Source organism: Streptomyces sp. NPDC058291 (assembly GCF_042880855.1).
Taxonomy (GTDB): domain Bacteria; phylum Actinomycetota; class Actinomycetes; order Streptomycetales; family Streptomycetaceae; genus Streptomyces.
This window is the reverse complement of the sequence record NZ_JBHVYK010000009.1, coordinates 6,587-33,033: the sequence shown is the minus strand read 5'-3', so window position 1 is coordinate 33,033 and position 26,447 is coordinate 6,587. Positions and strand designations below refer to the sequence as shown.

Here is a 26,447-nt window from a genome sequence, read left to right as displayed (position 1 = left end):
GCCCCGCCCTACAGGGCCCGCGTCGCGTAGGCCCGGACGTCGGCGTCGGCGTCCGTCGTCGCCGTGGCGAGGGCCGCCCGGGCTGCCGGGGATTCCCGGTGACGGGTCAGGGCCAGGACCGAGGCCTTGCGGACGTCGGCGTTCGGGTCCGCGAGGGCCTTGGCCAGGACCGGGACGGCCGTGTCGGGACGGGCCACGGACAGCGCGGTGGCCGCGCCGGCCCGTACCTGCCAGGCCGGGTCGGACAGCGCGGTCACGGCCCGGGCGGCCAGCGGCAGCGGGCAGCCGGTCGCTCCCAACGCCCCGTAGGCGGCAGCCCGCACGAGGGCGTCCGGGTCGCCGACGAGAGCCACGAGAGCCGTGTGCACGGCATCGGCCTCGGGAACGCCGCCCGCCGTCGCGCTTGCGCCCGCGCCGGGGACGGAGCCCGAGGCGGAGATGGTCGACGGGTCGGGGTGCGGGGCGGAGATGGTCGACGGGACGGAGCCCGGGACGGAGCCCGAGGCGGAGATGGTCGACGGGTCGGGGGGCGGGGCGTCGTGCGGGCGGTCGTCCAGGCGGCCGGCGGCCACCGTGGCGAGGGACTTGGCGATCGTGACACGGACCTCGCGGGACGGGTCGGCGGTGGCCGCACGGGCCAGTTCGTCGGCGGCGTCGACGGAGACCAGGGCGCGGACGGCCTCGATGCGGACGGCGATGTCGGCGTCGGCGAGGGCGCCGGCGAACAGGCCGGCGTCGCCCAGGCGCAGTGCGCGCAGCACGTCCAGGGCCGCGGCGCGCACCACGGGGTCGGACTCGGCCAGCGTGGCGGCGAGGCCGTCCCGCAGGGCGGGTTCGGGCGGCAGGGTCTCGACGAGTTCCCGCAGCGAGGCCGCGGCGGCCGCGCGCACCTCCGCGGCCGGGTCGCGCAGCGCGGCGGCGAGCGCGGGGCCGGTGCCCGAGGGCACCGTCTCGGTGAGGACGGCGACCGCCTCGCGCCGCACGGCGGGCGCCGGGTCGGTCAAGTAAGGGAGCAACGCGTCGAGTTCGGGCTCCTCCTCGGCGAGGGCCACGAGTTCGAGGAGCCGGGAGGAGGACCGGGGGGAGGAGGACGGCTCGGCTTCGGACGGGAGGCCTGGCCCGGACGGTGAAGACGCCGAGGCGCCGGCCGCCGCCGTGTCGGCCGCTTCCAAACCGGCCTCGGCGCCGGCGGCGACGGGCGCCACGTCCCGCGACCCGGCCGTGGCCACGTCCTCGGGGTGGACCTCGCCGATATGCCGCGAAGGGCCGCCGACGGGAGCGAACTCGTCGACCGGAACCAGATAGGGAGCCACGGGTCTGGCCGTGAACTCCATCGCACCGGAGGGGGACTTGTGCAGATCGAGATGGTGGAACCAGGAGTCGTCGTCGCGACGGGGGTGGTCGAGACGGTCGTGGTAGAGGCCCCAGCGGGACTCGGTACGGGCCAGGGAGGCGCGCGCGGCCATCTCCGCGCAGTCGCGGATGAAGGTGACTTCGGCGCAGCGCATCAGCTCGTGCGGGGTGCGGGCGCCCATCGCGGCGATGTCGTCACGCATCCGCTCGAAGGCCTCCAGGGCCAGCGACAGCCGCGCGCCCGACTTCGGCGGGGCCACGTAGTCGTTCACGAAGCGGCGCAGTTTGTACTCGACCTGGGGCTGCGGCGGACCGTCCGGGTTGCGCAGCGGGCGGTAGATCAGCTCGTGCGCCTCGCGCAGCTGGTCGGCGGGCAGCTCGCCGTCGTAGGCCGTGTACCGGGCCGCGTCCGCGCCCGCGAGGTCGCCGAAGACGAACGCGCCGATCATGTAGTTGTGCGGGACGCAGGCCAGGTCGCCGGCCGCGTACAGGCGGGGGACGGTCGTGCGGGCGTGCTCGTCCACCCGGACGCCCGAGGCCGAGTGGCCGCCGCACAGGCCGATCTCCGAGATGTGCATCTCGATGTCGTGGGTGCGGTAGTCGTGGCCGCGGCCGGAGTGGAAGGTGCCCCGGGTCGGGCGCTCGGTGGAGTGCAGGATCGACTCCAGGGCGGAGAGCGACTCCTCGGGCAGGTGGCTCAGCTTCAGGTAGACGGGACCGCGGTCGCTCGCCACCTCGGCCGCGAACTCGGCCATCATCTGCCCCGACCAGTAGTCGGAGTCGACGAAGCGTTCGCCATGCCGGTTGACCTGGTAGCCGCCGAAGGGGTTGGCGACGTAGGCGCAGGCGGGGCCGTTGTAGTCCTTGATCAGCGGGTTGATCTGGAAGCACTCGATGCCGGTCAGCTCGGCGCCCGCGTGGTAGGCCATGGCGTAGCCGTCGCCCGCGTTGGTCGGGTTCTCGTACGTGCCGTACAGGTAGCCGGAGGCGGGCAGTCCGAGGCGGCCGCAGGCCCCGGTCGCGAGGACGACCCCGCCCGCGCGGACGGTGACGAACCGCCCTGTGCGGGTGTTGAAGCCGACCGCGCCGATGGCGCGCCCGTCCTCGGGGGAGGTCAGCACGCGTACCGGCATCACCCGGTTCTCGATGCGGATCCGCTCTCGCATCTCGCGCCGCCGCAACTGCCGGTACAGGACCTTCTTGACGTCCTTGCCCTCCGGCATCGGCAGGACGTAGGAGCCGGAGCGGTGGACCTGGCGGACCGCGTAGTCGCCGTGCTCGTCCTTCTCGAACTTGACGCCGTAGGACTCCAGTCGCTGCACCATGGCGAAGCCGCGGGTGGCGGTCTGGCGGACGGTGGACTGGTCGACGATGCCGTCGTTGGCGCGGGTGATCTCGGCGACGTAGTCGTCGGGCTCGGCGCGGCCGGGCACGACCGCGTTGTTGACGCCGTCCATGCCCATCGCGAGCGCGCCGGAGTGGCGGACGTGGGCCTTCTCCAGGAGCAGCACGTCGGCGCCGCGCTCGGCGGCGGTCAGTGCCGCCATGGTGCCGGCGGTGCCGCCGCCGATGACGAGGACGTCGCAGGTCAGCTCCTCGGCGTCGCCGAGCGCGGGGATCTGCACAGGGGTGTCCACCGGGGTGCCTTTCAGGTGCTCAGTGAGGTCAGGACGGCACGCCGCAGGGCCACGCGCGCGAGGTCGTCGTGGGCGGCGCGGTCGCGCGGGCGGGGTACGTCCCGTACGGCGACGAGGCGGCCCGCGCCCAGGAGTGCCACGCGGTCGCCGAGGAACAGGGCCTCGTCCACGTCATGGGTGACGAAGACGACGGTCGCGCCGGTGCCGCGCAGCACGTCGACCAGCAGGTCCTGCATGCCGGCGCGGGTCTGGGCGTCGAGGGCGCCGAACGGTTCGTCCATGAGGACGGCGCGGGGGCCGGCGGCGAGGGCTCGGGCGAGTTGCGCGCGCTGGCGCTGGCCTCCCGAGACGCGGTGCGGCAACTGCCGCGCGCGGTCGGCGAGTCCGACCCGTTCGAGCCAGCCGGTGGCCTGCTTCCTGCGTTCCGTGCGCGGCGTGCCCCGGATGGCGAGGGGGAGTTCGACGTTGGCCAGCAGGGTGCGCCAGGGCAGGAGGGCGTCCTCCTGGAAGACGAGCGCGCGGTCAGCGGCGGGCCCGTCGATCGGTCGGCCGTCCTGCTCGACGGCGCCCGAGAGCGCGGGCAGCAGTCCGGCCAGGGTGCGCAGCAGCGTCGACTTGCCGCAGCCGGAGGGGCCGACGACGGTGAGGATCTCGCCCGGGGAGACGTCCAGGTCGACGTCGGCCAGGGCGGCGGCGTCGGGGCGGCCGAGGGTGGCCGTTCGCAGGGTGAGCCGGGTGCCGCGCACGGTGACGGCGGGGTTCTCGCCGGCGGCCGGGCCGGTGGTCGCGGCGGTGGCCGGACCGGTGGTCGCGGCGGTGGCCGGACCGCTGGGCGCGCCGCTCGTCTCGCGGGTGTCAGACGAGGTGCTCATCGCGCGCCTCCTCGGGCTCGGTTCCGGTTCCGGTGGGGCCGGCGGCGGAGCCCGCCGGAGCCGCGGCGGCCGGTGCGGGCCTCGGCGTCCGGGGCCGCCCGGCGGGGACGTACGACGTACGGGGCAGCCAGCGGGTCAGACGGCGGCCGAGGAGTTCCACGGCCGTGGAGGTGGCCCAGCCGAGCACGCCGATCGTGACCATGCCGACGAACACGCCCGGGTAGTCCACGACCGTGTAGTCCTGCCAGGTGCGGTAGCCGACGCCGTACTGGCCGGAGATCATCTCGGCGGAGATCACGCAGATCCAGGAGACGCCGAGGCCGACGGAGAGGCCTCCGAAGATGCCGGGCAGCGCGCCGGGCAGGACGACCGAGCCGAGGATCCGCCACCGGCCGCCGCCCATGGTGCGCACGGCCTCCTCCCAGCCGGGGGCCAGCGCGCGGACCGCGTGCCGGGTGGAGACCATGACCGGGAAGAAGGCGGCGGTGAAGGTGATGAAGACGATGCCCTGTTCGTTGGAGGGGAAGAGCAGGATCGCGACGGGGACCAGGGCGATCGCGGGGATGGGGCGGACGATTTCGAGGACCGGCCCGAGCAGGTCCTCGGCGAGCCGCGAGCGCGCCACGAGCACGCCCGTGGCCACGCCCACCACGGCGGCGAGAAGGAAGCCGGTGAGGATGCGGGTGAGGCTGTCGGTGAGGTCGGTCCAGTAGTCGTCGCCGGCCACCCGGTCGGCGAAGGTGCGGGCCACGTCCGCGACGGTGGGGAACTGCGAGAAGCGCAGCCACAGGTCGACGTCCAGGCTGGTCAGCAGCTGCCACACGCCCAGGGCGGCCGCGACCGACGCCACCCGCAGCGCATACCGGGTCACGACGCGCGCCCCAGGGCGTCGGCGTACGTGACGATCCGGGAGCCGCCGTGGCCGTCGACGTAGGCCTGTGCGGTCGCCGGGGCGACGAACGGCAGGAGTTTCGTGCCGTCGGCCACCCAGACGGCCTTGTCGGCGAACCACAGGGTGCCCGTGGTGGCGTCGGGGACGTACGCGGCGCGGATGCCGTCCTTGTGCCCGGCGACGTACGCGAGCAGTTCGGCCGGCGTCGCGAAGGCACGGGTCTGCGCAGCTCCGTCGGGCCACACCTCGCTCGCGGCGGGAGCGGGCTCGGCGGCGAGCTGCCGGGCGTAGGACGGGCCGAGCGCCTTCTTGACGTACTGGTCGTCGACGAAGGAGTCCACGTCGACGTCTCCGGTCAGCTTCGCCGCCTTGAGGACCGACACGTCCTCCTTGAGCGCGGAGACGAGCCGTGGTTTGACGGCGGGGTCGAAGGTGGAGATGCCGTGGGCGCCGTTGTACAGGTAGACGACCTCGGCGGGCAGGCCGGTGGCCTTCGCGACGCTCTCGGCGGCCGCCACGGGGTGCCCGTCGAGGTAGGCGGTGGCCTGCGCCTGCGCCTTGAGGAACGCCTCCAGCACGGCCGGGCGCTTCTTCGCGAAGTCCTCGCGGGCGGTCACGCCGTGGAAGGTCGGCAGGTCCAGCTGGGCGCCGTCGTAGAGGGCCTTCGCCTTGCCCTGGTAGGCGAGCAGACCGGGCCAGGCGACGAACTGCGAGAGCGCGTCCGCGCTGCCCGCGGTGAGCGCCGACGCGCCGACGGCGGGCTGCTGGTTGAGCTTCTCGATGCCGTCGTCGGGGTCGATGCCGGCGCGTTGCAGCGCCCGCACCAGGGTGCCGTCGGCGGCGGAGCCCACGCTCGTGGAGACCTTCCGGCCCTTGAGATCGGCGAGCGAGACGAGCGGGGAGTCGGGCGCGGTGACGATGGTGTTGAGGCCGCCGCGCAGGTTGTAGCCGGTGACCGACACCAGGCGGGTGGGCTTGCCGAGCTGTTTGCCGCGGGCCGCGTTGATCAGGAGCGGGAAGTCGCCCATCGAGCCGATGTCGATCTTCCCGGCGGTCATCTGCGCCGTGATGGGCGCGCCGGTGGCGTAGTCCTGCCAGTCCACCTTGTAGGTCTTGCCGTCGCCGAGGGCGTTCAGCTGCTTCTCGAAGTAGCCGAGGGAGCGCAGGAGCGTGCCTGCCGTGACCGTGTTGATGGTCTTGGACTGGTAGCCGACGGTGACCGTGACCGTGGAGCCGCTGCCGGCCTCGGCGCTGCCGCATCCGGTGAGGGGGAGCAGCAGGAGGGCGGCGGACGCGGCGGCTGTTCGGGGTTTCATCGGGATTCGGGCCTTTCACCGGAGCAGGTAGGGCATGTTGACCGTGACGGCTCCGGTGGGACAGCGGGCCGCGCACGGGCCGCAGTACCAGCACTCGTCGACGTGCATGTAGGCCTTGCCGTTGCTCTCGTCGATGGCGAGGGAGTCCAGCGGGCACATGTCCACGCACAGGGTGCAGCCGTCGATGCACTTCGACTCGTCGATGGTCACGGGCACGTCGGCCCGCTGGGGCGCCAGGGTCATGGCTGTCTCCAGAGAAGTCCCGGGGAAAGGGTTCAGAGCGAGCGGTGGAGCAGACCGCCCATCGAGATGCGGTCACCGCGGAAGCGGATGAACTCCAGGTCCACCGGCCGGCCGTCGGCGAGGTGGGTGAGGCGTTCGAGCATCAGGACGGCCGCGCCGCGCGGCGCCTCCAGGACGGCCGCGGAGTGGGCGTCCGCGTTCACGGCCTCCAGGGTGATCTCGGCGTGGCCGAGACGCTGCCCGGTGAGGGCTTCCAGGAGCCGGAAGACGTCGGTGTTCTCCAGGTCGGCTCCGAGCAGGTCGGCGCCGACGTCGAGCGGGATGTAGGTGAGGTCGAGGGAGAGGGGGAGGCCGCCCAGGCGGCGCAGGCGTTCGATGTAGAGGACGTCGGCGCCGGGCTGGACCTGGAGGCGTTCGGCGACCGGGGCGGGCGCGGCGACGGGGCCCACCGTGCGGACCTCGTTGGTCACGCGCCCGTGCTCGTGCAGGGTCTCCGCGAGGCCCATCAGACGGTCCAGACCGTGGGGGTATTTCTGTGCCACGACGACCGTGCCGACGCCGGGCAGGCGCTCCACCAGGCCCTCGGCGCGCAGCAGGTCGAGTGCCTGCCGGACGGTGTTGCGCGAGGCCCGGTAGTCGCCGGCGAGGGCCGACTCGTGGGGGAGCGTGCCCGCCGGGAAGCCGCCGGTGAGCAGTTGGCGGCGCAGGATGTCGGCGAGCTGACGGGCCTGGTCCGCGCGCAGCCGACGGCGCGCACGGTGGGCGGCGACGGTGGTCGCGCCCTGGCCGGCGTGCTCTCGGACACGGTCGCTGGATGGCATGGTTCGAACCATAGCGAGGAGGTAGGGAAACCTGTGTTGCCAGAGTGTTGCGCCACCTGCGGACACGTCAGAAAACGCGCTGACCTGCTAAAACACTGGATCGCCGAGCAAGATCTGCCAGCTCAGGACAACGCGGCCAGGCCCGGGACGAACGTGATCAGCAGGGGCAGGAGAGGCACCAGCGCGGCCGCCGTCGTCGTCAGCGCGCGCTGTCGTCGCAGCAGGCGCGGGGGCGGCTGGAGCAGCCGGTCCACGCGCTCGCCCAGAAGGCGGCGGCTGGAGGCGCAGGACAGCACGCCCCGGTGCTGGTTCAGCTCGATCAGGGCCAGCGCCGTCGTCAGGTGACCGCAGCGGCGCGACGCCGTGTCGTCGGCGGCCAGTTCGACCAGGCGGTGCGTCTGGTCGCAGAAGTGAGCGAAGAGCGGAACGCGGGGGAAGCCGGTGGCGAGGGCGGTGGACAGGTGGAGCAGCCAGTCGTGGTGGGCGCGGGCGTGGCCGCGCTCATGAGTGAGGACGGCGTCCAGCTGGTGGGAGGTGAGGCGGTGCAGCGCGCCGGTCGTCACGATCAACTGGGCCGGGCTGCCCGGCATCCACCAGGCGTCGGGGTACTCGTCCTCCAGGACGAGGAGCGGGCCCCGGGCCGGCGGCAGACCGGCGGGCAGGTCGGGGGCGCGTTCCCGCAGCAGCGCCCTGGCCCGGCCGCGGCGCCGGCGCGCCTCGAACAGCTCGCGGGCCAGCATCGCGGTGGTCCAGGCCGCCCCACAGGCCAGCAGCAGGGTCAGCGCCGTCGCCCACAGCGGGGCGGCGGACAGGTCGTACGCCTCGGTGACCGAGGGCGGCGCGGGGGCGAAGACCCGCGCGCGGACGGTGTGGAAGACGGCGGCGGCGCCCAGCACCAGGGCGGTCAGACAGCACAGCAGGACCGTGGCGACCAGGCACTGCCACACCCACAGTCCCACCACGGGCTCCCGCTCGGGCCACGCGGAGCGGGTGAGCGCACGCGGGGCCGGGACGGCAGCCGTCAGGGCGACGACGCTCAGCAGGAGCAGGCAGTACGTCATGCCGGCGGCTCCGGATCCTGGTCGGAAAGGGACGGGCGTGCCGGTTGCGCGCGGGTCCTGCCGCTCGCCCGCGTGCGCGCGGTCCGCCACAGGCGGCGGGCGCGGCCCGAGAACCGTGCCCGCCGCCAGTATGACGGCGGTTGCTCCGGGAGTCAGCCCACGACGACGCTCCGATTCGGCCGCGCCGAGACCGTGTCGGCCTCGCCGAGACCGGTCGGCGCAGGCGAGCCCCGGTCGGACCCGCCGGGTCCCGGGTGCCGGCGGGGCCCCGCACGGCGTCACCCCTGGCCGTGCCGCCCCCTTTTCAACTGGTGCCGCCCGGGCTTCGGCTCCGGCTCCGGCTCCGGCTTCGGCTCCGGCTTCGGCTCCGGCTCCGGCTCCGGCCCGGGCCTCGGCTCCGGCCTCGGCTCCGGCCTCGGCCTTGGCTCCGGCCTCGGCCTTGGCTCCGGACCCGGCCCCTGCCCCGGTTCCGGTTCCGGCCCCTGCCCCTGCCCCTGCCCCGGCTTCGGCTTCGGCTCCGGCCCCTGCCCCTGCCCCTGCCCCGGCTTCGGCTCCGGCCCCTGCCCCTGCCCCGGCTTCGGCTTGGGCTTCGGTTCCGGCCCCTGCCCCTGCCCTGGCTTCGGCTTCGGCTTCGGCTTCGGCTCCGGCCCCTGCCCCGGCTCCGGCCCGGGCCTCGGCTCCGGCTCCGGTTCCGGTCCCGGCCCCGGCCCCGGCGCTGTACGCCTCACCCGTCCGGGTCCGGGCGCTACCCGGGGATCACCCGTCCGCTCACTTCGCCCAGGCCCACCGGGACGCCGTCGGGGCCCGGGGCCCAGGCGGAGAGGGTCACCACGTCGCCGTCCTCCAGGAACGTCCTTTTGCCGTCGGGGAGTTCCAGCGGGTCACGGCCGTTCCAGGTCAGCTCCAGGAGGGAGCCGCGCCGGTCCGGCTCGGGGCCGCTCACCGTGCCCGAGCCGTACAGGTCGCCGGTGCGCAGGGACGCGCCGTTGACGGTGAGGTGGGCGAGCTGCTGGGCGGCCGTCCAGTACATGGTGGCGAAGGGCGGCTCGGAGACCGTGTGACCGTTGAGCGCGACGGAGATCCGCAGGTCGTAGCCGGCGGGTTCGGCGGCCGTGTCGTCCAGGTAGGGGAGGAGGGGATGGGTGCGCGCCGGGGGCGCCACCCGCGCGTCGTCCAGCGCGTCCAGCGGGGTGATCCACGCCGAGACGGAGGTCGCGAACGACTTGGCGAGGAACGGGCCGAGGGGGACGTACTCCCACGCCTGGAGGTCACGGGCCGACCAGTCGTTGAGCAGGCACAGACCGAACACGTGCTCGCGGAAGTCGCCCAGCGCGACCGGGCTGCCCTGAGGCGAGGGCACGCCGACCACGAAACCGACCTCGGCCTCGATGTCGAGCCGCACGGACGGGCCGAACACGGGGGCCGGCTCGTCGGGCGCCTTGCGCTGTCCCGAGGGCCGCACGACGTCCGTGCCGGAGACGACGACCGTCCCGGACCGCCCGTGGTAACCGATCGGCAGATGCTTCCAGTTGGGCAGCAGGGTGTCGGCGGTGTCCGGGCGGAAGATCGCTCCGACGTTTCGCGCGTGGTGCTCGGAGGAGTAGAAGTCGACGTAGTCGGCGACCTCGAACGGGAGGTGCAGGGTCACCGCCGAGAGGGGACGGAACAGCGGCTCGACGGCGGCGCGGTGCGACGGGCTCGTCACCCACTCCGTCAGCTCTCGGCGCACCTGCGTCCAGACCGTGCGGCCCGCCGCCAGCAGTGGGTTCAGGTTCGGCGCGGCGAGCAGCCCGGCGTGCGGCGAGCCGAGCGCGCGGGCCGCGGCTCCCGCGTCGAGGACGTGGCCGCCGAGCCGGACGCCGACGGTGCGCTCCGCGGAGCCCGGCAGCGAGAAGACGCCGTACGGCAGGTTGTGCGGACCGAAGGGATCGCCCTCGGCAAGGTCGAAGGGGGGCATCGGGTACTGCCTCTCTTTCGTGCGCTCTTGGTGCTCGCCTGGTGTGCTCGCCGGACGCCGGGCGGATGTCGCGCGGGTGCGTCGAGCCGCGCCACACGTTACGGCCGACCTCGGCGAAGCGACACGGGACGGGACCGTCGAGGCGGAGAAGGCGGACGACGCCCTCGAGGCGGACGAGGCAAGAGCGCGTGAAACCGTCCGCTGCCAGGTACCGGCGTACCTGGTGTCCTGGCGCACGGGCACAGTCGGCGATCTGGCAGAAAACCGTTGCTTTGATCCAGCCGTCAACCACAACGTGTCAGTCAACGAAGGGGAGTTGACAGAACAGGGAAGGACTTGGCCGCTGTTCGGGCGGCGTCGAACCGGAGGGGTGCGGCATCCGTATTCTCTGATCATGGCCGCACCCCTCGCATATGCCGCGCGCACCGCGTACTCCCTCATCGCCACCGACCTGGACGGAACGCTGCTCCGCGGCGACGACACGTTCTCCGACCGGTCGCTCGACGCGCTCGCGCGGGTGGCGGTCGCCGGCGCACGCCACCTGGTGGTGACGGGCCGCCCCGCGCCCCGCGTGCGGTCGCTGCTCGACCGTCTGCACAGCAGGGGGCTCGCGGTGTGCGGACAGGGCGCGCAGTTGTACGACGCCGGCGCGGACCGCCTGCTGTGGTCGGTCACCCTGGACCGGGAACTGGCGGAGACCGCGCTCGGCAAGATCGAGGCGGAGGTGGGGCAGCTGTACGCGGCCGTCGACCAGGACGGCGTCGACGGGCTGACGCTCATCGAGCCGGGCTACCGGATGCCGCACCCCACGCTGCCCGCCCTGCGCGTCGGCCATCGCGACGACTTGTGGTGCGAGCCGATCAGCAAGGTGCTGCTGCGCCACCCGTTCCTGTCCGACGACGAGTTGGCGGCGACGGCCCGCTCGGTGGTCGGCTCGCTCGCCACCGTCACCATGTCGGGGCCGGGCACGGTGGAGCTCCAGCCCTGCGGCGTCACCAAGGCGACGGGACTGGCCCTGGCCGCCGAACACCTGGGTCTGCGGCCCGAGGACACCGTCGCCTTCGGGGACATGCCCAACGACATCCCCATGTTCGACTGGGCCGCGCGCGGGGTCGCGATGGCCAACGCGCACCCCGAACTCAAGGCGGTGGCCGACGAGGTCACGACGTCGAACGAGGACGACGGCGTGGCCGTCGTCCTCGAAAGACTGTTTCCGTGAGCCCAGGCCCCGTCAGTACGCGCTGAAGACGTTGTCGATGGAGCCGTAGCGCGCGGCCGCGTAATTGCAGGCGGCGGTGATGTTCGCGACCGGGTCGTAGGAGTCCCAGGACGTGCCGTCGACGTGGTAGGCGCGGAAGGTCGGGTCGATGACCTGCAGCAGCCCCTTGGACGGGATGCCCGCGGCTGCGTTGGAGTCCCAGAGGTTGATGGCGTAGGGGTTGCCGGAGGACTCGCGGATGACGTTGCGGTAGATGCCGTTGTACGTCCCCGGGATGCCGTGCTGCGCCATGACGTGGAGCGAGGCGCGGATCCACCCGTCGAGGTTGTTGGCGTATCCCAGGCTGGAGGCGGTGGCGACGGTCGGGGTCGCGGCGGAGGCTCCGGTGGCTCCGATCAGCGGGAGCGCCAGCACGGCGACTCCGGTGCCGGCGACGGCGAGCTTGCGGGCGAGGCGGGCGGTGCGAGTGCGGCGGTGAGCGGCAGCGGGCATGACGAATTTCCTCTCCAGCGCCTGCGAGGTGAGCTGTCGGGTTCGGGCGGGGAGCTGCCCGGTCGCGTCCTCGACGGTCGCGACTTCACCCCGAGCCGCAAGCGCATGTCCGAAACATCCGGAAAATCCGGGATGTTAGGAACACCCGCTGCGGCGACTTACCTGGTTCCCCCGCTCCTGCCGTGCGTTATCGATGGGTGTCATGGGCGGCGGCAGGATTAGGCGTCCGCCCGACAGGCCGGGAACGTATGCGAGAGCACATGTCCGGAACAAGTAGCGGATTCACAGATCACCCCTATTGACCTTGGTCTGTGGCCTATGGGGTGCTTGATCCTTTGTGGGTGCAAAGCGTCAACTTGCTTGAGGGATGCGGAGGATCGGTGAGGATCGGTGAAGGAGGGGTGGACGGGGACCGGCCCGGCCGAGTGAGCCAACTCACCAGCCTCCACAAGGGCGGCGAAACGGGCATTAAGCCCAACTCATGCTTAAACGAGCGGGGATGAGCTGACGTCTCCGTCGCCGTCTCGCGCCACCCGGCTCGGCGTCGCCCGCGCCCCGTCCTTTCGGACTCGAGTCGCATCTGGGGGAGCGGGATCCGCGGTGCGCACGTGATAGTCGTCACGCCGGACGGGGTGAAGCGGGTGAGGGGTGCGGTGAGGGCGTGGGCCGGAACGAGGCGGTCCGGAGGGCGCGGGGGTGAGGGGCGTGCCGCCGGTCCCGGATGCGGGAGGGCGGAGGCGCGGAAGCTTCGGTATGCGCCTGGACGCCGGGACGTCTGGATGCCCGGACGTCTGGACGCCTGGACGCCGGGACGTCTGGATGCCCGGACGCCTGGACGCCGGGACGTCTGGACATCTGGATGCCCGGAAGGACCCGGACGGCCCGGAAGGACCGGACGCCCGGAAGGGACCGGGCGCCCGGACGCCTGGGTCGTGGGCGGGGCCGGGGCGGAGTACCGGGTTCCGGGGTCGGCCGTTCCCGCGGCGGCTGCGGTGCCGGGGGGCCGCGAGCATGAAACGCTACTCCCGGGTAATCCGATGGATGTCCGTGCATATGAGCTGATCAGGAACTTAGCGGGTGTAATCCGGTACCGCCCGGCCTGAGGGAGGCACCCGCTGGGCGAGTCCATTCGAGCCTGGGGGACGTGGGGGCTATCGGTGATCGAAACGTGACCGGATACGCTGACTTGAGTGAGGGCAGCGACCTATCGACAAACCGCGTAATCGCCAGTGGACACCAGCAGACAGGAGACCCCTCGTGACCGTCGTCGGGCCGTTCGGGCTGAGCGTGCGGGACCAGGCTCTGGAAGCCGATGTCCAGGCCGGATTGGCGGCTGTCGAGGAAGGCTTGCTCGAAGCCACCAAGAGTGAGGTCCCCTTCATCACGGAGGCCGCCCAGCACCTCGTGCGGGCGGGCGGAAAGCGGTTCAGGCCGCTGCTCGTGGTGCTCGCGTCGCAGTTCGGGGACAAGTACGCGCCGGGTGTCGTGCCCTCGGCCGTGGTGGTGGAGCTGACCCACCTGGCCACCCTGTACCACGACGACGTCATGGACGAGGCCGCCGTGCGGCGCGGGGTGCCCAGCGCCAACGCCCGCTGGGGCAACTCCGTCGCCGTCCTCACGGGTGACTTCCTCTTCGCCCGCGCCTCCCACATCCTGGCCGACCTCGGTCCGGAGGCGGTGCGCGTGCAGGCGGAGGCGTTCGAGCGGCTGGTCACCGGCCAGATCCTGGAGACGGCCGGCCCGACGGACGGCCGGGACCCGGTCGAGCACTACCTCGACGTGCTCGGCGGCAAGACGGGCTCGCTGGTGGCGGTGGCCTGCCGGTTCGGCGCCATGATGTCGGGCGCCGACGAGACGGTCGTCGACGTCCTGACACAGTACGGCGAGCGGCTGGGCGTCGCGTTCCAGCTGGCGGACGACGTCCTGGACATCGCGTCCGACTCGCGCGAGTCGGGCAAGACGCCCGGCACGGATCTGCGCGAGGGCGTTCCCACGCTGCCGGTGCTGCGGCTGCGGGAGCGGGCGGCACGGCTGGCGCTGCCCGAGGACATCGCGCTGTGCGAGCTGCTGGACTCCGACCTGAGCGACGACGCCCGGCTCGACCAGGCCCTGGAGGCGCTCCGCGCCCACCCGGCGCTGGAGCAGGCCCGCCGGGACGCGGTCCGGTACGCCAAGGACGCGCGCTCCGCCCTGGCGCCGCTGCGGGAGTGCGACGCGAAGGCCGCCCTGATGGAGCTCTGCGACGCGGTGGTCCACCGAGCGGGCTGACCCCCGCCGGTGGCGCGGGCGCCCGACCGGTGGCTCGGGTGCCCGGTCGGCGGCGCGGGTCCCTGGCCGGTGGCTCGGGTCCCCGGTCGGCGGCGCGGGTGCCCGGCCGGTGGCTCGGTGTCCGGGCTCGGACGAACCGGCGCTGTCGTCCTCCCCGCCTCTCCCCGCCTCCCCGCCTCTCCCCGCCACCCCGCCCCTCACCGCCTCCCCTCCGGTTCTGTCCCTCGGTTCTGTCCCTCCCCGCCCCGGCCTCGGTCGTCTCCCCACACCGCACCCCTACGGGTAGGGGCTGTCGTATCGGGGTCGTGTCATACCGCAGGAGTACGCGGAGTTGAGTCCACGGGTTGACGCTTGTGCGTGGCTGATTTGGTCAGATGGGGACTACGGAAAACACCACTCCTCACCGATTGGGGTGAGAATGGCGGCTTGGGGCGGGGAACGCAGCGTGAGATGACCAGCCGCCGCCGACGACGGAGGTAAGGCACACATGGCACCGAAGGCATCCGACGACACCGTGACCGGCGGGGAGGCGACCGGCGGGGAGGCCGACGACCTGCGCCTCCGACGCCGCAAGGCCGCGCGGTACATCGTCCCGGTCACCGTGATCGGTGTCGCCGCGGCGACGATCGGGCTCGTTCCGGCACTCGCCGACTCGGGCGACCCCGACCTGCCGAAGATCACCGCACAGCAGCTCCTCGACAAGATCGCCGCCTCGGACGTGGAACAGCTGTCCGGAACGGTGAAGATCACCACCGACCTCGGGCTGCCCGACCTCGGCGGGCTGGAGAGCGGGCTCCTCTCCGGAGCCGCGCAGGGCGACGACGGTTCGTCCGCCGACCCCTCGGCCAAGCTCACCGAGCTCGCCTCCGGCACCCACACCCTGCGCGTCGCCGCCGACGGCCCGGACAGGCAGAAGGTCTCGCTGCTGGAGAAGGCCGCCGAATACAGCGTCATCCACAACGGCAAGAACGTGTGGGGGTACGACAGCGGCTCCAACGAGGTCTACCACTCCACCGTCGACGAGAGCGCGGGCAAGGGCTCCGGCACGGCGGAGACGCCGGTTCCCGCCACGCCCAAGGACCTCACCGAGGACGCCCTGAAGGCCGTGGACGACACGACGTCCGTGACGGTCGACGGCACCGTCCAGGTCGCGGGCCGTGACGCCTACAAGCTGCTCGTCGAGCCGAAGCAGTCCGGCTCCACGGTCGGTGCGATCAGCGTGGCCGTCGACGCAGAGACGGGCCTGCCGCTGAAGTTCACGCTGACCCCGGCGAGCGGCGGCGCCGCCGTCGTGGACGCGGGCTTCACCCAGGTCAGCTTCGCCAGGCCCGCCGCGTCCACCTTCGACTTCACCGCCCCCAAGGGCGCGAAGGTCACCGAGGGCGGCGCGGCCGCCAAGGGCGGGGACGGCGACGAGGGCGGCAAGGGAGCCAGGCCGGCTCCCGGGCACGGCGGGTCCGACGGCTTCGCCGGGGGCTTCGGCGGCGCGGCCGGTCCCGCGGGCCTCGACGTCATCGGCGAGGGCTGGACGTCCGTCGCGACCTTCGACACCGGCGGCGAGGGTGTGCCCTCGGGGTCCGGGGCCGGCGGCGACCTCGGCGGCGACCTCGGCGGCTTCCTGGGCTCCTTCGGCGACAAGGTCAGCGGCAAGTTCGGCTCCGGCACCGTCTTCTCCACCCGCCTGGTCAACGCCCTGATCACGGACGACGGGAAGGTCTACGCCGGAGCGGTCACCAAGGACGCGCTCGTGAAGGCGGCGAACACCGGAAAGTGACGCGGGCGCCGGGGATCCGGCAGCCACGAACCAGCCGGCGGCCGGGAACCACCCGGCGGTCGGCTGGGACGGCCGGGGGCGACGGAATCGGTGAGGGAGGTCGAGGGTGGCGGAGTCGGCGGCGGACCCGGCTGCGGAGTCGGCGCGGGAGTCCGCGGACGACGGCGCCGTCATCCGCACCCGCGCCCTCACCAAGCGCTACCGCGGCGGCCAGCTCGCCGTCGACGGCCTCGACCTGACCGTCCCGGCGGGCAGCGTCTTCGGCTTCCTCGGCCCCAACGGCTCCGGCAAGACCACCACCATCCGCATGCTGATGGGGCTCATCGAGCCCACGGCCGGCTCGGCCCGCGTCCTGGGACACCCCATGCCGCGGGCCGCTCGCGCCGTGCTCCCGCACGTCGGGGCGCTCATCGAGGGACCCGCCCTGTACGGCTTCCTCTCCGGCCGCGACAACCTGCTCCGTTACGACGCCGCCGACCCGACCGCCGACCCGCGCACCCGGCGGGCGAGGGTCACGACCGCGCTGGAGCGGGTGGGGCTGACGGCCGCCGCCGGCAAGAAGGCGAAGGCGTACTCGCTCGGCATGAAACAGCGGCTGGGCCTGGCGGCCGCCCTGCTCCAGCCCCGCCGCCTGCTCGTTCTCGACGAGCCGACCAACGGCCTGGACCCGCAGGGCATGCGGGAGATCCGCTCGCTGGTCCGGGAGCTGGCCTCGGAGGGCACCACCGTCTTCCTCTCCTCGCACCTGCTCGACGAGATCGAACAGGTGTGCACCCACGCGGCCGTGATGGCGCAGGGCCGGCTGATCGTCCAGGGCTTGGTGGCGGACCTCGCGGCGGGCGCCCGGGGCCGGCTGGTCGTGACGACCCCGGATCCAGCCGACGCGGCCCGGGTGCTGAAGGAGCACGGTGTGGGCGATGTCGTCCTGGCGGAGGACCGGGTCAGCGCGGAGGCGCCGCCCGCGGACCGTGATCTCGCCGATCTGAACAGCGCGTTGGTGACGGCGGGGGTGCGCGTGCGCGGCTTCACCGTCGAACGCGCCTCCCTTGAGGACGCGTTCGTGGCTCTCACGGGGGAGGGGTTCGATGTCGCGGGCTGAGAGCGGGGTGGCCGACGACCGGAACCCGGCCTCGACCCCGACCGGGGCCTCACCGATTTCCCGGAATTCCAACCCCGGCGGGACCTCCCGGAATTCCGCCATCGCCGGGGTCTGCGGAACCTCCCCAGCTTCCGGGACCTCCCGGCCTTCCCGGGCCCGGTTCTGGACCTTCGGGATCCTGCGGAGCGAACTGCTGACCACTTTCCGGCGCTGGCGCACCCTCGCCCTGCTGGGCGTGCTCGCGGCCGTGCCGGTCCTGGTGGGGATCGCCGTGAAGATGGAGACGAGCGACGGGCCGTCCGGCGGGCGCGGCGGCGGGGGAGGGGGCGGCGCGGGCCCCGCGTTCATCGCGCAGGTCACCAACAACGGCCTGTTCCTGGTCTTCACCGCGCTGGCGGTGACCCTGCCGTTCTTCCTGCCGATGGCCGTCGGCGTCGTCGCGGGCGACGCGATCGCCGGCGAGGCGAACGCCGGCACCCTGCGCTACCTCCTGGTCGCCCCGGCCGGCCGCACCCGGCTGCTGCTGACCAAGTACGCGACCGTCATGATCTTCTGCCTGGCCGCCACCCTCGTGGTCGCGCTCTCGGCGCTCGCGGTCGGAGCGCTGCTCTTCCCGCTCGGCGATCCGACGACGATCTCCGGCACCCGGATCGACTTCGCGGACGGCCTGCTCCGGGCGCTGCTGATCGCCGTGGTCGTCGCCGCGTCGCTGACCGGCCTGGGGGCGCTCGGGCTGTTCGTCTCCACGCTCACGAGCAGTGGCATCGCGGCGATGGCGACGACCGTCGGTCTGCTGATCACCGTCCAGATCCTCGACCAGATCCCCCAGCTCCACGCCCTGCAGCCGTACTTCTTCTCGCACTACTGGCTGTCCTTCGCCGACCTCATGCGCGAGCCGGTCTACTGGGACGACCTGCAGAAGAACCTCGGCCTGCAGGCGCTCTACGCGGCCGTCTTCGGCTCGGCGGCCTGGGCGCGCTTCACGACGAAGGACGTCACGGCGTAGGGCTGGGGGGCTCAAGCGGCTCGGGGGCTCAGGCGGTTTCGTGCGGGAAACGGGCCGGCGGCGCCTCCCGCGCGAAGAACGTCTTCGCGTTCGCCAGCGCCTCCGTGTCCGACAGGACGTCCCCGGGCTTGCTGCCGTTGCCGAGCAGCACTCCGCCGAAGCGCATCCTCAGGTAGGCGGCCGAGTTGCGGAGTGTGCCGGCGAGCGGGTCGGCCACCGCGGGCTCGCCGTCCGCGAGCACGGTGACGCCCCAGAGGGTGCGCCCGGCGAGGGCCGCCCTGAAGTCGAGACCGGGGGTGCGCAGCCAGCCCGCCCAGTGGTCCAGGTAGCGCTTGGTCTGGGCGGAGACCGAGTACCAGTAGAGCGGGGACGCGATCACGATGTCCGTCGCGGCGAGGGTGGCGTCGAGCAGCAGTGCCGTGTTGCCCGCCGTGGGCCGGACGCGGTCGCTGTCGTGCCGCAGGTCCTCGAAGTCGGGCAAGGGGTGGCGGGCCAGACTGATCCACTGCTGCTCCACGTCGGCGGGCAGCTGCTCGGCGGCCGCGCGGGCCAGTGCCTCGGTGTTGCCGTCCGGACGGCTGCTGCCCAGTACGAACAGGAAACGGCGACGCGTCATGATGATCCCCCAGGTAGTAAGCGTACGAGGGTAGTCTGCACCTGCATTATATGTGTGCGCAAGTAGTTAGCCTCAGTCCCGGCGGCGTCGCGTCTCCGCGGCTCGGGCGGTCGCCAGCAGGGTCGTCTCCTCGCCCCGTGCCGCGACGATCTGCAGCCCCACCGGACAGCCGTCCGCCCCCAACCCCGCCGGGACGCTGATCGCCGGATGTCCGCTCAGGTTGAACGCCCAGGTGAGCGCCGTCGAGTAGCGGTCGCCCGGACCCTCGTGGCCGTGCGCCTCATTCGGGGTCGTGGGCGTCAGCAGCAGCTCGGCGCGGGCGAAGAATCCGGCCAGCAACCGGTCGTTCACCTCCCGGACCCGTGCGGCCGCGGACAGATCCGCGCCTTCGGTGCGCAGCGCCAGCCAGGCCGGGGCCGGGTCCCGCAGCCGCACGGGCGCGTCGCACGGCGGCAACCTGATGACACCGGCGTCGGCGAGGCGCCGGGCGGCGGCGCGGGCGGCGGCGAGCGGCCCGGGGTCGGGACCGGCGAAACCGAGGTCGGGGGAGAAGGCGGCGGTGACCGGCTCCGGGGGAAGCCGCTCCGGGTGACGCCGGTCCAGGGGAGGCGGATCCGAGGGCCGCCGTCCCGGGGGCTCGCCTTCCAGGGTCATCGCCCTCCAGTACGCCTCGGCGTCCGCCGCGTACCGCACCAGCACACCGGCCGCAGTCAGCCCCGTCCGCTCCGACGCCGTCGGTCCCGTCCGGTCGGGCGGCATCGGTCCCGTCCGGTCGGGCGGCATCGGTCCGTCGCCGGCGTCCGGGGGCGTCGGCCGTCCGTTCGTGACCTTCAGGCCGAGCACACCGCACCAGGCGGCCGGGATGCGCACCGACCCCGCCCCGTCGCTGCCGGTCGCCATGGGGACGAGTCCCGCGGCCACCGCTGCCGCCGAGCCGGCCGAGGAACCGCCCGGTGTGCGGTCGACGCGCCACGGGTTGACGGTCCGACCGTGGGCCCCGAGGCCCCAGGTCTGCCAGGAAGTGCCCGGGCCCGGCACCGAGGTCGCTCCCACGGGCACGCATCCGGCGGCGATCAACGGTCCCGCCGTCCGCAGGCCGTGACGTCCTTTCACGCCGATCGGCACGCCGGCCAGCGGCAGCCGTTCACCCGACGCGACCCGTAGGCCGACCTCACGGGCGCACGCCCGCGCCCGCTCCTCCCACACCTCGGCGAAGGCGCCCAGGAAGGGGTCGGCCCGGGCGATCCGTGCGAGCGCCTCGTCGACGACGTCCACGGCCCGCAGTCGCCCCGCCCGCACGGCCGCGGCGATCTCCACCGCCGGGAGCCACTCCTGGAAGCCGCTCTGCGGAACCACTCCGGGCCACCCCCCTGGATCCGGGCCCGGGGCTGCGGCCGTCAGCGTGTCCTTCCGCCCGCCGCTCCGGTGAGCCGGGCCAGCGGGGCCGTGTCCCGCGGCGGAGCGCCGGCCAGGTCGCCGAGGCGCCAGTCGGTCACCCACGGGACCCGGTACACGTCGATGGCGGACTCGATCGCCCGCACCCGCTGCGCGAGCGGCCGGGGCAACCGGCCCGGCGCGTCCGCCACGAGCACGACCGAGTCCAGGTCGAGCCCCGCCGGGGCCTCCCCGCGCCGGAAGGCCTCCAGGGTCCGCAGGACGGACTCCAGCCCCGCCGCATGGGTGCGGGCGACCAGCAGCACGGACGGCGGTTCGCCGGCGCCGGGCCACTGGCGGCCGCTGTCGTGGCCGCCGTAGACCGCGGCGAGCGTGGTGCTGCCGGCTCCGCCGTGCGTGGCCACCCACGAGAAGCGTCGGGGCGTCGCGGCGGAGGCGTACGGCATCGGCGCCGGTTCCGGATCCGGTACGGTCACCGGACCGCGGATCCAGATCTCCGGTCCCCGCAGCCCGTCCGTCGTCCCCATCCCGGTGTTCCTCCCACTCGTCGCCGTCCCTCCGGGGGACGCCCCCGATCCTGGCGGTCCCGGAAGGCCCCCCGGGAGAGGGACGTGAGTTCCTGGAACGAGGCTGTGACGTCGCGGTGACGTGAGGATCGGCAGCGCTCGGAGAGACTCAACAGTACGTGTACACGTACACGGACCTGGACGACCGGATCGTGACGGCGCATCCGAGTGAGGAACCGATGTCTCGACTCAGCCGCGAGAAGAAGCGGGAACAGAAGTACGTCGGCGGTGTGGCCGCCGGCGTGGCGCCGCTCGACGTCCACGTCCGCGGGGGCGGGACGGCGACCATAGGCGGCGTGCCCGTCGTGGCGGCCGACGGCGAGGAGATCCAGCGCGCGGTGCTGAGCCGCCTCCACCGCATCGCCCTCGCCACCGGACACCCGGTCCTCGCCGCGGTGCACGACGAACGCATCGGCTACGTCGTCCCCTTGCGCGTGGAGACCGACGGCTCCAGTCACTTCACCGCGGAACCCCGGCGAACGCAGGCCCTGCCCCACGCGCCGGCTCCGGTCGCGCCGTCGGCACCGGCCGCGGTTCCCGCCCCGCCGCCGGCCGCACCCTCAGCCCCGGCCGGGACGCGGGAGGGGGAGGCGGGCTCGGACGGGCGAGGCGTCGACTCCGCCCCCGCGGTCTCCGACGAGCCGCGGACGTTCCCGCCGGGCCGCGACAAGGCCACGCACCTGCTGCGCAAGGTGTCCGAGCCGGTGCGGGACGCGACCCCGACGTTCCCCCTGCGCGCGGTGCCCGAGCCCGAGCCGACCCCCGAAACGACGACGGAACCGGAGGTCCAGGACGCGGTCGCCCCGCTCGGCACGGTCACCGCCCCGACCGGCGTGTTCGGTCCGCCCCCAGCGATGGACGAGCAACCGGATCCCGACACCACCCCGGACCTCGACACCACCTTCGGCCTCACCGCCACCCCGGCCCCGCCGCCCCCCGTCTCCACTCCCACTCCGCTCCCGCTGCCCGGGCCCGCCGCCTCCCTCTCCGCCGGGGCCGCCGCTCCCGCGGCCGCTGCCGCGTCGGCTCTCAACCCCCTGCTCCCCGACGGACTCGTCTCCGATCACGACCCCGACTTCAGGCCCACCCCCGCCCGCGGCTTCGACGCCGTCGCGGAGGCGGTGCTCGGGGACGACCCCCGCACCCTGCACGGCGTCGGCGCCGCACCCGCCCTCCTGGGGGAGCCGATGGCGCAGATCAACGAGGCCGTCCGGGCGGGCCGCACGGACACGGCGGCCGCGCTCGCGGAGCGCACCGTGCTGGAGGCGTCCGGGACGCTGGGACCGGAGCACTTCGAAGTGCTCCGGCTGCGCGAACTCATGGCGTACATCGCCTACCTGGCGGGCGATCCGCTGCGCGCCTTCCACGTCTCCCTCGACCTGGCGCGCATCGGCCGCCGAGCCGGTGACGCGGAGGCCGCGTACGGCAACGTCCAGAGCGCGGCGACGGCCTGGCGTGCCGTGCGCGACCCGCTGCAGGGACTGAACCTGGGGACCGAGCTCCTCGCCCTGTGGACGGAGCTCGCCGCCGAGGAGGGCCCGGCCGCCGACGACGTCGACGAGTTGGAGTCGGCCCGTGCGCGCATGCTCCGGCTGGCCGAACGCGCCCGCAGGGCAGGCGCGTAGCGGCCGACCGTACGATCCCCGCTCCTTGTGCCCGTCCCCGCCCCGGCCCCGTCCCCGACCCCACCCTCCTGCCCGGCCCCCGGTCAGGAGTTCCGGTCAGGGGACAGCGTTCAGGGGCCAGGGGACAGGTGGCACGGGACAGGTGACAGGGCCAGGAGTCAGGGGCCGAGCGGTCAGGACGACAGCGTCCAGACCGCGTAGGCGACGGCGTCCGCGTGACGGTTCAGGGCGGTGTCGTTGATGTTGGCGGAGGTGTCGCAGGAGGAGTGGTAGCAGCGGTCGAAGGCCTGTCCGGCCGTGCCGCCCCACTTGGCCGCCTGCGCCGCCGTCTTGACGTAGTCGGCGCCGCTGAACAGTCCTCCCACCGGGATGCCCGCGTTCTTGAAGGGGGCGTGATCGGAGCGGCCGTCGCCCTCGGTCTCGACCTCCGTCGCCACGCCGAGGCCGGTGAAGTAGTCCTTGAAGGTCTTCTCGATGGCCGGGTCGTCGTCGTAGACGAAGTAGCCGGGGTTCGGTGAGCCGATCATGTCGAAGTTGAGGTAGCCGCTGATGCGGGCGCGGTTCGCGGCGGAGAGGCTGTTGACGTAGGAGCGCGACCCGACCATGCCCAGCTCCTCCGCTCCCCACCAGGCGAACCGCAGATGCCTGGTGGGGTGGTAGCCGGCCCGGGACACCGCGAGGGCCGTCTCCAGCACGGCCGCCGAACCGGATCCGTTGTCGTTGATGCCCGCCCCGGCCGTGACGCTGTCGAGGTGGGAGCCGGCCATGACGACGTGGCCCGTGTCGCCGCCGGGCCAGTCGGCGATCAGGTTGTAACCGGTGCGCCCGGACGAGGTGAACTGCTGGACGGCGGTGGTGAAGCCGGCGGCGTCCAGTTTGGCCTTCACGTAGTCGAGCGAGGCCTTGTAGCCGGTGCGGCCGTGGGCGCGGTTGCCGCCGTTGGCGGTGGCGATGGACTGCAGCTGGGTCAGATGCGCCTTGACGTTGGCCAGGGGGATGTCGGGCGCGGCGCCGAGCGCGGCGGACCCGGGTGCGGGAGCCGCCCCCGCTATGGATCCACCGGTCAGGAGCATGACAATCGTGACGCCGCCGGCGACCGCGGTGCGACGGGAAACGGGGAGCTTCATGTGGGGGGCTCCGAATTCCTCGGGGATCGCCGGGTCGCGGCGATTCCACTGTGAGTGGGGTTCCAGGGATGGTGAACGCGCCACTGACTTCGCGTCAAGAGCGATATCCGGACATCGAGTCCACCTACCGGACGGGAGGGAGCCGCCCCGGGAATCCCCGACGGCTCCCGGCCGGTCCCTCGAACCGGCCTAGTGCACGCAGAACTCGTTCCCCTCCGGGTCCGCCATCACCGTCCACGCACCGGACGGCTCCTTCACCTCCCGCAGCACGCTCGCGCCGAGGCCCGTCAGCCGCTCGACCTCCTCGGCCCGCCGGCCCGCGCCGGGATGCAGATCGATGTGCAGCCGGTTCTTCACCGACTTCGCCTCCGGCACCCGCTGGAACAGCAGCCGGCGTCCTTGGCCGGTCCCGCTGTCGGGGTCGTGGGGGTCGTCCGGGTGGCGTACGGCGATGAGGTCGCGGAAGGCGGGACGGCCGTGGAACTCCAGCGTCGCCGCGCCGGGCAGCGCGCCCAGCTCCAGCAGGCGCTCGATCAGCGCGCTGTTGTCCTCGGTCTCGTAGTGCAGCGCGGCCGCCCAGAAATCGGCCTGGGCGTGCGGATCGGCGGCGTCGACGACGAGCTTCCAGTGCACGGGCACGGGCGTCGCCCCGGGCTCTGCGGGTGTGTCGGTCATGCAGTCACTAGTAGCAGGCCCGGGCCGCCGCGGCCTCCGGTACGCCGTGGTCCGCCGGCCGTCGTGCCGTGATCCGTCGGGCCCCGCGATCCGCCGGCCCGGGCGGCTACGGCTTCGTCAGGGGAGGGGCCTTCGTCGCCGGAGCGGAAGCCGCCGTGGCCGGAGCCTCGGGCGGCGGGGCCTGCGGTGCGCCCGACGCGGCCGGGGCCGCCTCCTGCGCGCGGATCCGGGCGAGCTCGGCGGCCGACGCCCGCGACGTCCGGCGCGAGGTGCGCAGCGCGTCGCCGGTCAGCAGCACCAGCGCCAGCCACACCAGGGCGAACCCGGCCCAGCGCTCCGGCGGCATGTCCTCGCCGAAGTAGACGACGCCGAGCAGGAACTGGAAGACGGGCGCCAGGTACTGCAGCAGGCCCAGCGTGGACAGCGGCACGCGGATCGCCGCCGCGCCGAAGCAGACGAGGGGCAGTGCGGTGACGACGCCCGTGGAGGCGAGCAGCGCCGCGTGGCCCGGGCCCTCGGCCGTGAAAGTGGCGTCGCCGTGCGCGGACAGCCACAGCAGGTAGCCGAGCGCGGGCAGGAACTGGACGGCGGTCTCGGCGGCCAGCGACTCGACCCCGCCGAGGTTGACCTTCTTCTTCACCAGCCCGTAGGTGGCGAAGGAGAACGCCAGGCAGAGGGAGATCCACGGCGGCCGGCCGTAGCCGACGGTCAGGACCACCACCGCCAGGAGGCCGACCCCGACCGCCGCCCACTGAACGGGCCGCAGCCGCTCCTTCAGGAGCAGCACCCCCATCGCGATGGTGACCAGCGGGTTGATGAAGTACCCGAGGGACGCCTCGACCACCTGTCCGCTGTTCACGGCCCAGATGTAGACGCCCCAGTTCACCGTGATGACGGCCGCGGCGACCACCACGAGCGCCAGCCGGCGCGGCTGCCGCAGCAGCTCGCCCGCCCACGCCCAGCGCCGCACGAAGAGCAGCGCGGCCGCGACGAAGAGAAGGGACCAGACCATGCGGTGGGCGAGTATCTCGGTCGCCCCGGCCGGCTTGAGCAGCGGCCAGAACAGGGGGACCAGGCCCCACATCCCGTAGGCGGCGAAGCCGTTCAGCAGGCCTGTCCGGCTCTCGGTCCTGGGCGTCCCGGCCACGGGCTCCTCCTTCTCACGTCAGGCATGCGTGGACGAAGGTAACGCCGGGCGCCCCGGTCTGTCATGCCCGTATCGTCATACGGTCATGACAGACCGGGGCGAGGGGTGTGGCGCGCCGGCGGGAACGTCAGCCCTTGAGCGCCGCCGTGATCGCCTCCGCCAGCGGTGTGGTCGGGCGGCCGGCCAGCCGGGAGAGGTCGCCGCCGGAGACGACCAGCTCGCCCTTCTCGATGGAGGCGTCCACGCCGGCCAGGACGGCGGCCAGCGGTGCGGGCAGCCCGGCGCCGGTCAGGATGCCGGTGAGCGCCTCGGTGGACACGGCGTTGTAGGCGATCTCCTTGCCGGTCTGCCGGCTCAGCTCAGCGGCGTATTCGGCGAAGCTCCACGCCTCGTCGCCGCCCAGTTCGTACGTCTTGTCCTCGTGGCCCTCGCCGGTCAGCACGGCGACGGCGGCGGCCGCGTAGTCGGCGCGCGAGGCGGAGGAGACGCGGCCCTGGCCGGCGGCCGCGACGACGGCGTCGTGCTCCAGCACCGGGGCCAGGTTCTCGGTGTAGTTCTCGTGGTACCAGCCGTTGCGCAGCAGCGTGTACGGCAGACCCGAGGCGAGCAGCGCCTGCTCGGTGACGCGGTGGTCGTCCGCCAGCGCCGCGGTCAGCGAGCCCGGCGCGCTGGTGTAGGCGAGGAGCGCGACCCCGGCCGCCTTCGCCGCGTCGATGACGACCTGGTGCTGGGCCGGGCGGCCCTTGTCGAACTCGTTGCCCGAGATCAGCAGCACCTTGTCGCCGGCGGCGAAGACGCTGCCGAAGGTCTCGGGGACGTTGTAGTCGGCGACGGCGAGCCGCACGCCGCGCGCCGCGAGGTCGGCGGCCTTGGCCTCGTCCCGTACGACGGCCGTGACCTGGTCCGCGGGGACCTTCTCCAGCAGCTGCTCGACGACGTGGCGGCCGAGGTGTCCGGTGGCTCCGGTGACGACGATGCTCATGGCTGGGTACTCCTTGGTGGGGATCGGCGGGTCTGTCTCCGACCCTACGAGAAGCACTAACTGAAAGAAAGTACCCACTTTGGAGTAAGGTACTGGCATGACGGTAAGCAAGCAGCTCAGTCAGGTGGACCCCGCCGAGGCCGAGGCCATGTGCCCGCATCGGCTCGTGCTCGAACACCTCACCAGCCGTTGGGGCGTCCTGGTGCTGATCGAGCTGCTCGAGCGCTCGCACCGGTTCGGCGAACTGCGCCGGGCGGTCAGCCAGGTCGGCCGGCCGGTCAGCGAGAAGATGCTCACCCAGACC

The 26,447-nt window shown here is 73.3% G+C and carries 23 protein-coding genes and 1 riboswitch; of the genes, 7 read left to right on the top strand and 16 right to left on the bottom strand.

The window, feature by feature from the left end:
* Positions 1 to 8: 8 nt before the first annotated feature.
* From ACFVYK_RS06700 to fahA, 8 genes are all read right to left on the bottom strand, one after another.
* Positions 9 to 2,990 (bottom strand): fumarate reductase/succinate dehydrogenase flavoprotein subunit, encoded by a 2,982-nt coding sequence (locus tag ACFVYK_RS06700; protein ID WP_389769418.1) that lies wholly within the window; start codon positions 2,988 to 2,990, stop codon positions 9 to 11.
* Between the two features lie 11 nt (positions 2,991 to 3,001).
* Positions 3,002 to 3,862 (bottom strand): ABC transporter ATP-binding protein, encoded by an 861-nt coding sequence (locus tag ACFVYK_RS06695; protein ID WP_389769415.1) that lies wholly within the window; start codon positions 3,860 to 3,862, stop codon positions 3,002 to 3,004.
* Positions 3,846 to 4,733 carry an ABC transporter permease gene (locus ACFVYK_RS06690; RefSeq protein ID WP_389769413.1) on the bottom strand — a complete coding sequence of 296 codons (888 nt, stop codon included), beginning with the start codon at positions 4,731 to 4,733 and terminating at the stop codon, positions 3,846 to 3,848. The genes ACFVYK_RS06695 and ACFVYK_RS06690 overlap by 17 nt, the downstream gene beginning before the upstream one ends.
* Entirely contained in the window at positions 4,730 to 6,070 is a 1,341-nt protein-coding gene (locus ACFVYK_RS06685) for an ABC transporter substrate-binding protein (protein ID WP_389769410.1), read from the bottom strand. Before ACFVYK_RS06685 ends, ACFVYK_RS06690 begins: the two co-directional genes overlap by 4 nt.
* A 15-nt stretch (positions 6,071 to 6,085) precedes the next feature.
* Positions 6,086 to 6,313 carry a ferredoxin family protein gene (locus ACFVYK_RS06680; protein ID WP_020130156.1) on the bottom strand — a complete coding sequence of 76 codons (228 nt, stop codon included), beginning with the start codon at positions 6,311 to 6,313 and terminating at the stop codon, positions 6,086 to 6,088.
* A gap of 32 nt (positions 6,314 to 6,345) precedes the next feature.
* The gene (locus ACFVYK_RS06675; RefSeq protein WP_389769407.1) at positions 6,346 to 7,134 is read right to left on the bottom strand and encodes a GntR family transcriptional regulator; all 789 of its coding nucleotides are present in this window, start codon (positions 7,132 to 7,134) and stop codon (positions 6,346 to 6,348) included.
* Between the two features lie 122 nt (positions 7,135 to 7,256).
* On the bottom strand, positions 7,257 to 8,195 hold the full coding sequence (locus ACFVYK_RS06670) for a M56 family metallopeptidase (protein WP_389769405.1): 939 nt from the start codon (positions 8,193 to 8,195) through the stop codon (positions 7,257 to 7,259).
* Between the two features lie 745 nt (positions 8,196 to 8,940).
* Positions 8,941 to 10,152: a fumarylacetoacetase gene (fahA, locus tag ACFVYK_RS06665; protein WP_389769402.1), complete on the bottom strand. Its 1,212-nt coding sequence runs from the start codon at positions 10,150 to 10,152 to the stop codon at positions 8,941 to 8,943.
* 394 nt (positions 10,153 to 10,546) lie between these two features.
* Here fahA and ACFVYK_RS06660 point away from each other — a divergent pair, with 394 nt between their 5' ends.
* Positions 10,547 to 11,371 carry an HAD family hydrolase gene (locus ACFVYK_RS06660; RefSeq protein ID WP_389769399.1) on the top strand — a complete coding sequence of 275 codons (825 nt, stop codon included), beginning with the start codon at positions 10,547 to 10,549 and terminating at the stop codon, positions 11,369 to 11,371.
* Positions 11,372 to 11,383: 12 nt separating this feature from the next.
* Here the strand turns inward: ACFVYK_RS06660 and ACFVYK_RS06655 are convergent, their stop codons facing one another.
* A complete protein-coding gene (locus ACFVYK_RS06655; RefSeq protein ID WP_389769396.1) occupies positions 11,384 to 11,863 on the bottom strand; it encodes a transglycosylase SLT domain-containing protein in 480 nt (159 codons plus the stop codon).
* Between the two features lie 3 nt (positions 11,864 to 11,866).
* Positions 11,867 to 12,088, bottom strand: a riboswitch (cyclic di-AMP (ydaO/yuaA leader).
* A gap of 1,032 nt (positions 12,089 to 13,120) precedes the next feature.
* Here ACFVYK_RS06655 and ACFVYK_RS06650 point away from each other — a divergent pair.
* The 4 genes from ACFVYK_RS06650 (at position 13,121) to ACFVYK_RS06635 (ending at position 18,010) form a co-directional block, all read left to right on the top strand.
* On the top strand, positions 13,121 to 14,131 hold the full coding sequence (locus ACFVYK_RS06650) for a polyprenyl synthetase family protein (RefSeq protein WP_389769394.1): 1,011 nt from the start codon (positions 13,121 to 13,123) through the stop codon (positions 14,129 to 14,131).
* A gap of 487 nt (positions 14,132 to 14,618) precedes the next feature.
* Positions 14,619 to 15,905 carry an outer membrane lipoprotein carrier protein LolA gene (locus tag ACFVYK_RS06645; protein WP_389769390.1) on the top strand — a complete coding sequence of 429 codons (1,287 nt, stop codon included), beginning with the start codon at positions 14,619 to 14,621 and terminating at the stop codon, positions 15,903 to 15,905.
* Positions 15,906 to 16,077: 172 nt separating this feature from the next.
* Positions 16,078 to 17,004, top strand: coding sequence for an ABC transporter ATP-binding protein (locus tag ACFVYK_RS06640; RefSeq protein ID WP_389769642.1), 927 nt, complete (start codon positions 16,078 to 16,080; stop codon positions 17,002 to 17,004).
* Positions 16,991 to 18,010, top strand: coding sequence for an ABC transporter permease (locus ACFVYK_RS06635; RefSeq protein WP_389769388.1), 1,020 nt, complete (start codon positions 16,991 to 16,993; stop codon positions 18,008 to 18,010). The genes ACFVYK_RS06640 and ACFVYK_RS06635 overlap by 14 nt, the downstream gene beginning before the upstream one ends.
* A gap of 28 nt (positions 18,011 to 18,038) precedes the next feature.
* Here ACFVYK_RS06635 and ACFVYK_RS06630 read toward each other — a convergent pair whose 3' ends face one another.
* The 3 genes from ACFVYK_RS06630 to ACFVYK_RS06620 form a co-directional block, all read right to left on the bottom strand.
* Positions 18,039 to 18,626, bottom strand: a complete 588-nt coding sequence (locus ACFVYK_RS06630; RefSeq protein WP_389769385.1) for a flavodoxin family protein — start codon at positions 18,624 to 18,626, stop codon at positions 18,039 to 18,041.
* Between the two features lie 72 nt (positions 18,627 to 18,698).
* Entirely contained in the window at positions 18,699 to 19,982 is a 1,284-nt protein-coding gene (locus ACFVYK_RS06625; RefSeq protein WP_389769382.1) for an amidase family protein, read from the bottom strand.
* A gap of 41 nt (positions 19,983 to 20,023) precedes the next feature.
* Positions 20,024 to 20,548 (bottom strand): hypothetical protein, encoded by a 525-nt coding sequence (locus ACFVYK_RS06620; protein WP_389769380.1) that lies wholly within the window; start codon positions 20,546 to 20,548, stop codon positions 20,024 to 20,026.
* A 218-nt stretch (positions 20,549 to 20,766) separates the two neighbouring features.
* Here ACFVYK_RS06620 and ACFVYK_RS06615 point away from each other — a divergent pair, with 218 nt between their 5' ends.
* A complete protein-coding gene (locus ACFVYK_RS06615) occupies positions 20,767 to 22,212 on the top strand; it encodes a tetratricopeptide repeat protein (protein WP_389769377.1) in 1,446 nt (481 codons plus the stop codon).
* 173 nt (positions 22,213 to 22,385) lie between these two features.
* On the opposite strand, the gene ACFVYK_RS06610 is transcribed toward ACFVYK_RS06615, so the two are convergent.
* The 4 genes from ACFVYK_RS06610 to ACFVYK_RS06595 all read right to left on the bottom strand — a co-directional run bounded on the left by ACFVYK_RS06610 (position 22,386) and on the right by ACFVYK_RS06595 (position 26,143).
* Positions 22,386 to 23,339 (bottom strand): M28 family metallopeptidase, encoded by a 954-nt coding sequence (locus tag ACFVYK_RS06610; RefSeq protein WP_389769374.1) that lies wholly within the window; start codon positions 23,337 to 23,339, stop codon positions 22,386 to 22,388.
* A 189-nt stretch (positions 23,340 to 23,528) separates the two neighbouring features.
* Positions 23,529 to 24,014 (bottom strand): VOC family protein, encoded by a 486-nt coding sequence (locus ACFVYK_RS06605; RefSeq protein WP_389769372.1) that lies wholly within the window; start codon positions 24,012 to 24,014, stop codon positions 23,529 to 23,531.
* Between the two features lie 106 nt (positions 24,015 to 24,120).
* Positions 24,121 to 25,161, bottom strand: coding sequence for an EamA family transporter RarD (gene rarD / locus ACFVYK_RS06600; RefSeq protein WP_389769370.1), 1,041 nt, complete (start codon positions 25,159 to 25,161; stop codon positions 24,121 to 24,123).
* 127 nt (positions 25,162 to 25,288) lie between these two features.
* Entirely contained in the window at positions 25,289 to 26,143 is an 855-nt protein-coding gene (locus ACFVYK_RS06595; RefSeq protein ID WP_389769368.1) for an SDR family oxidoreductase, read from the bottom strand.
* Positions 26,144 to 26,240: 97 nt separating this feature from the next.
* Here ACFVYK_RS06595 and ACFVYK_RS06590 point away from each other — a divergent pair.
* A partial coding sequence (locus ACFVYK_RS06590) for a winged helix-turn-helix transcriptional regulator (protein WP_389769365.1) occupies positions 26,241 to 26,447 on the top strand: 207 nt, incomplete at its 3' end.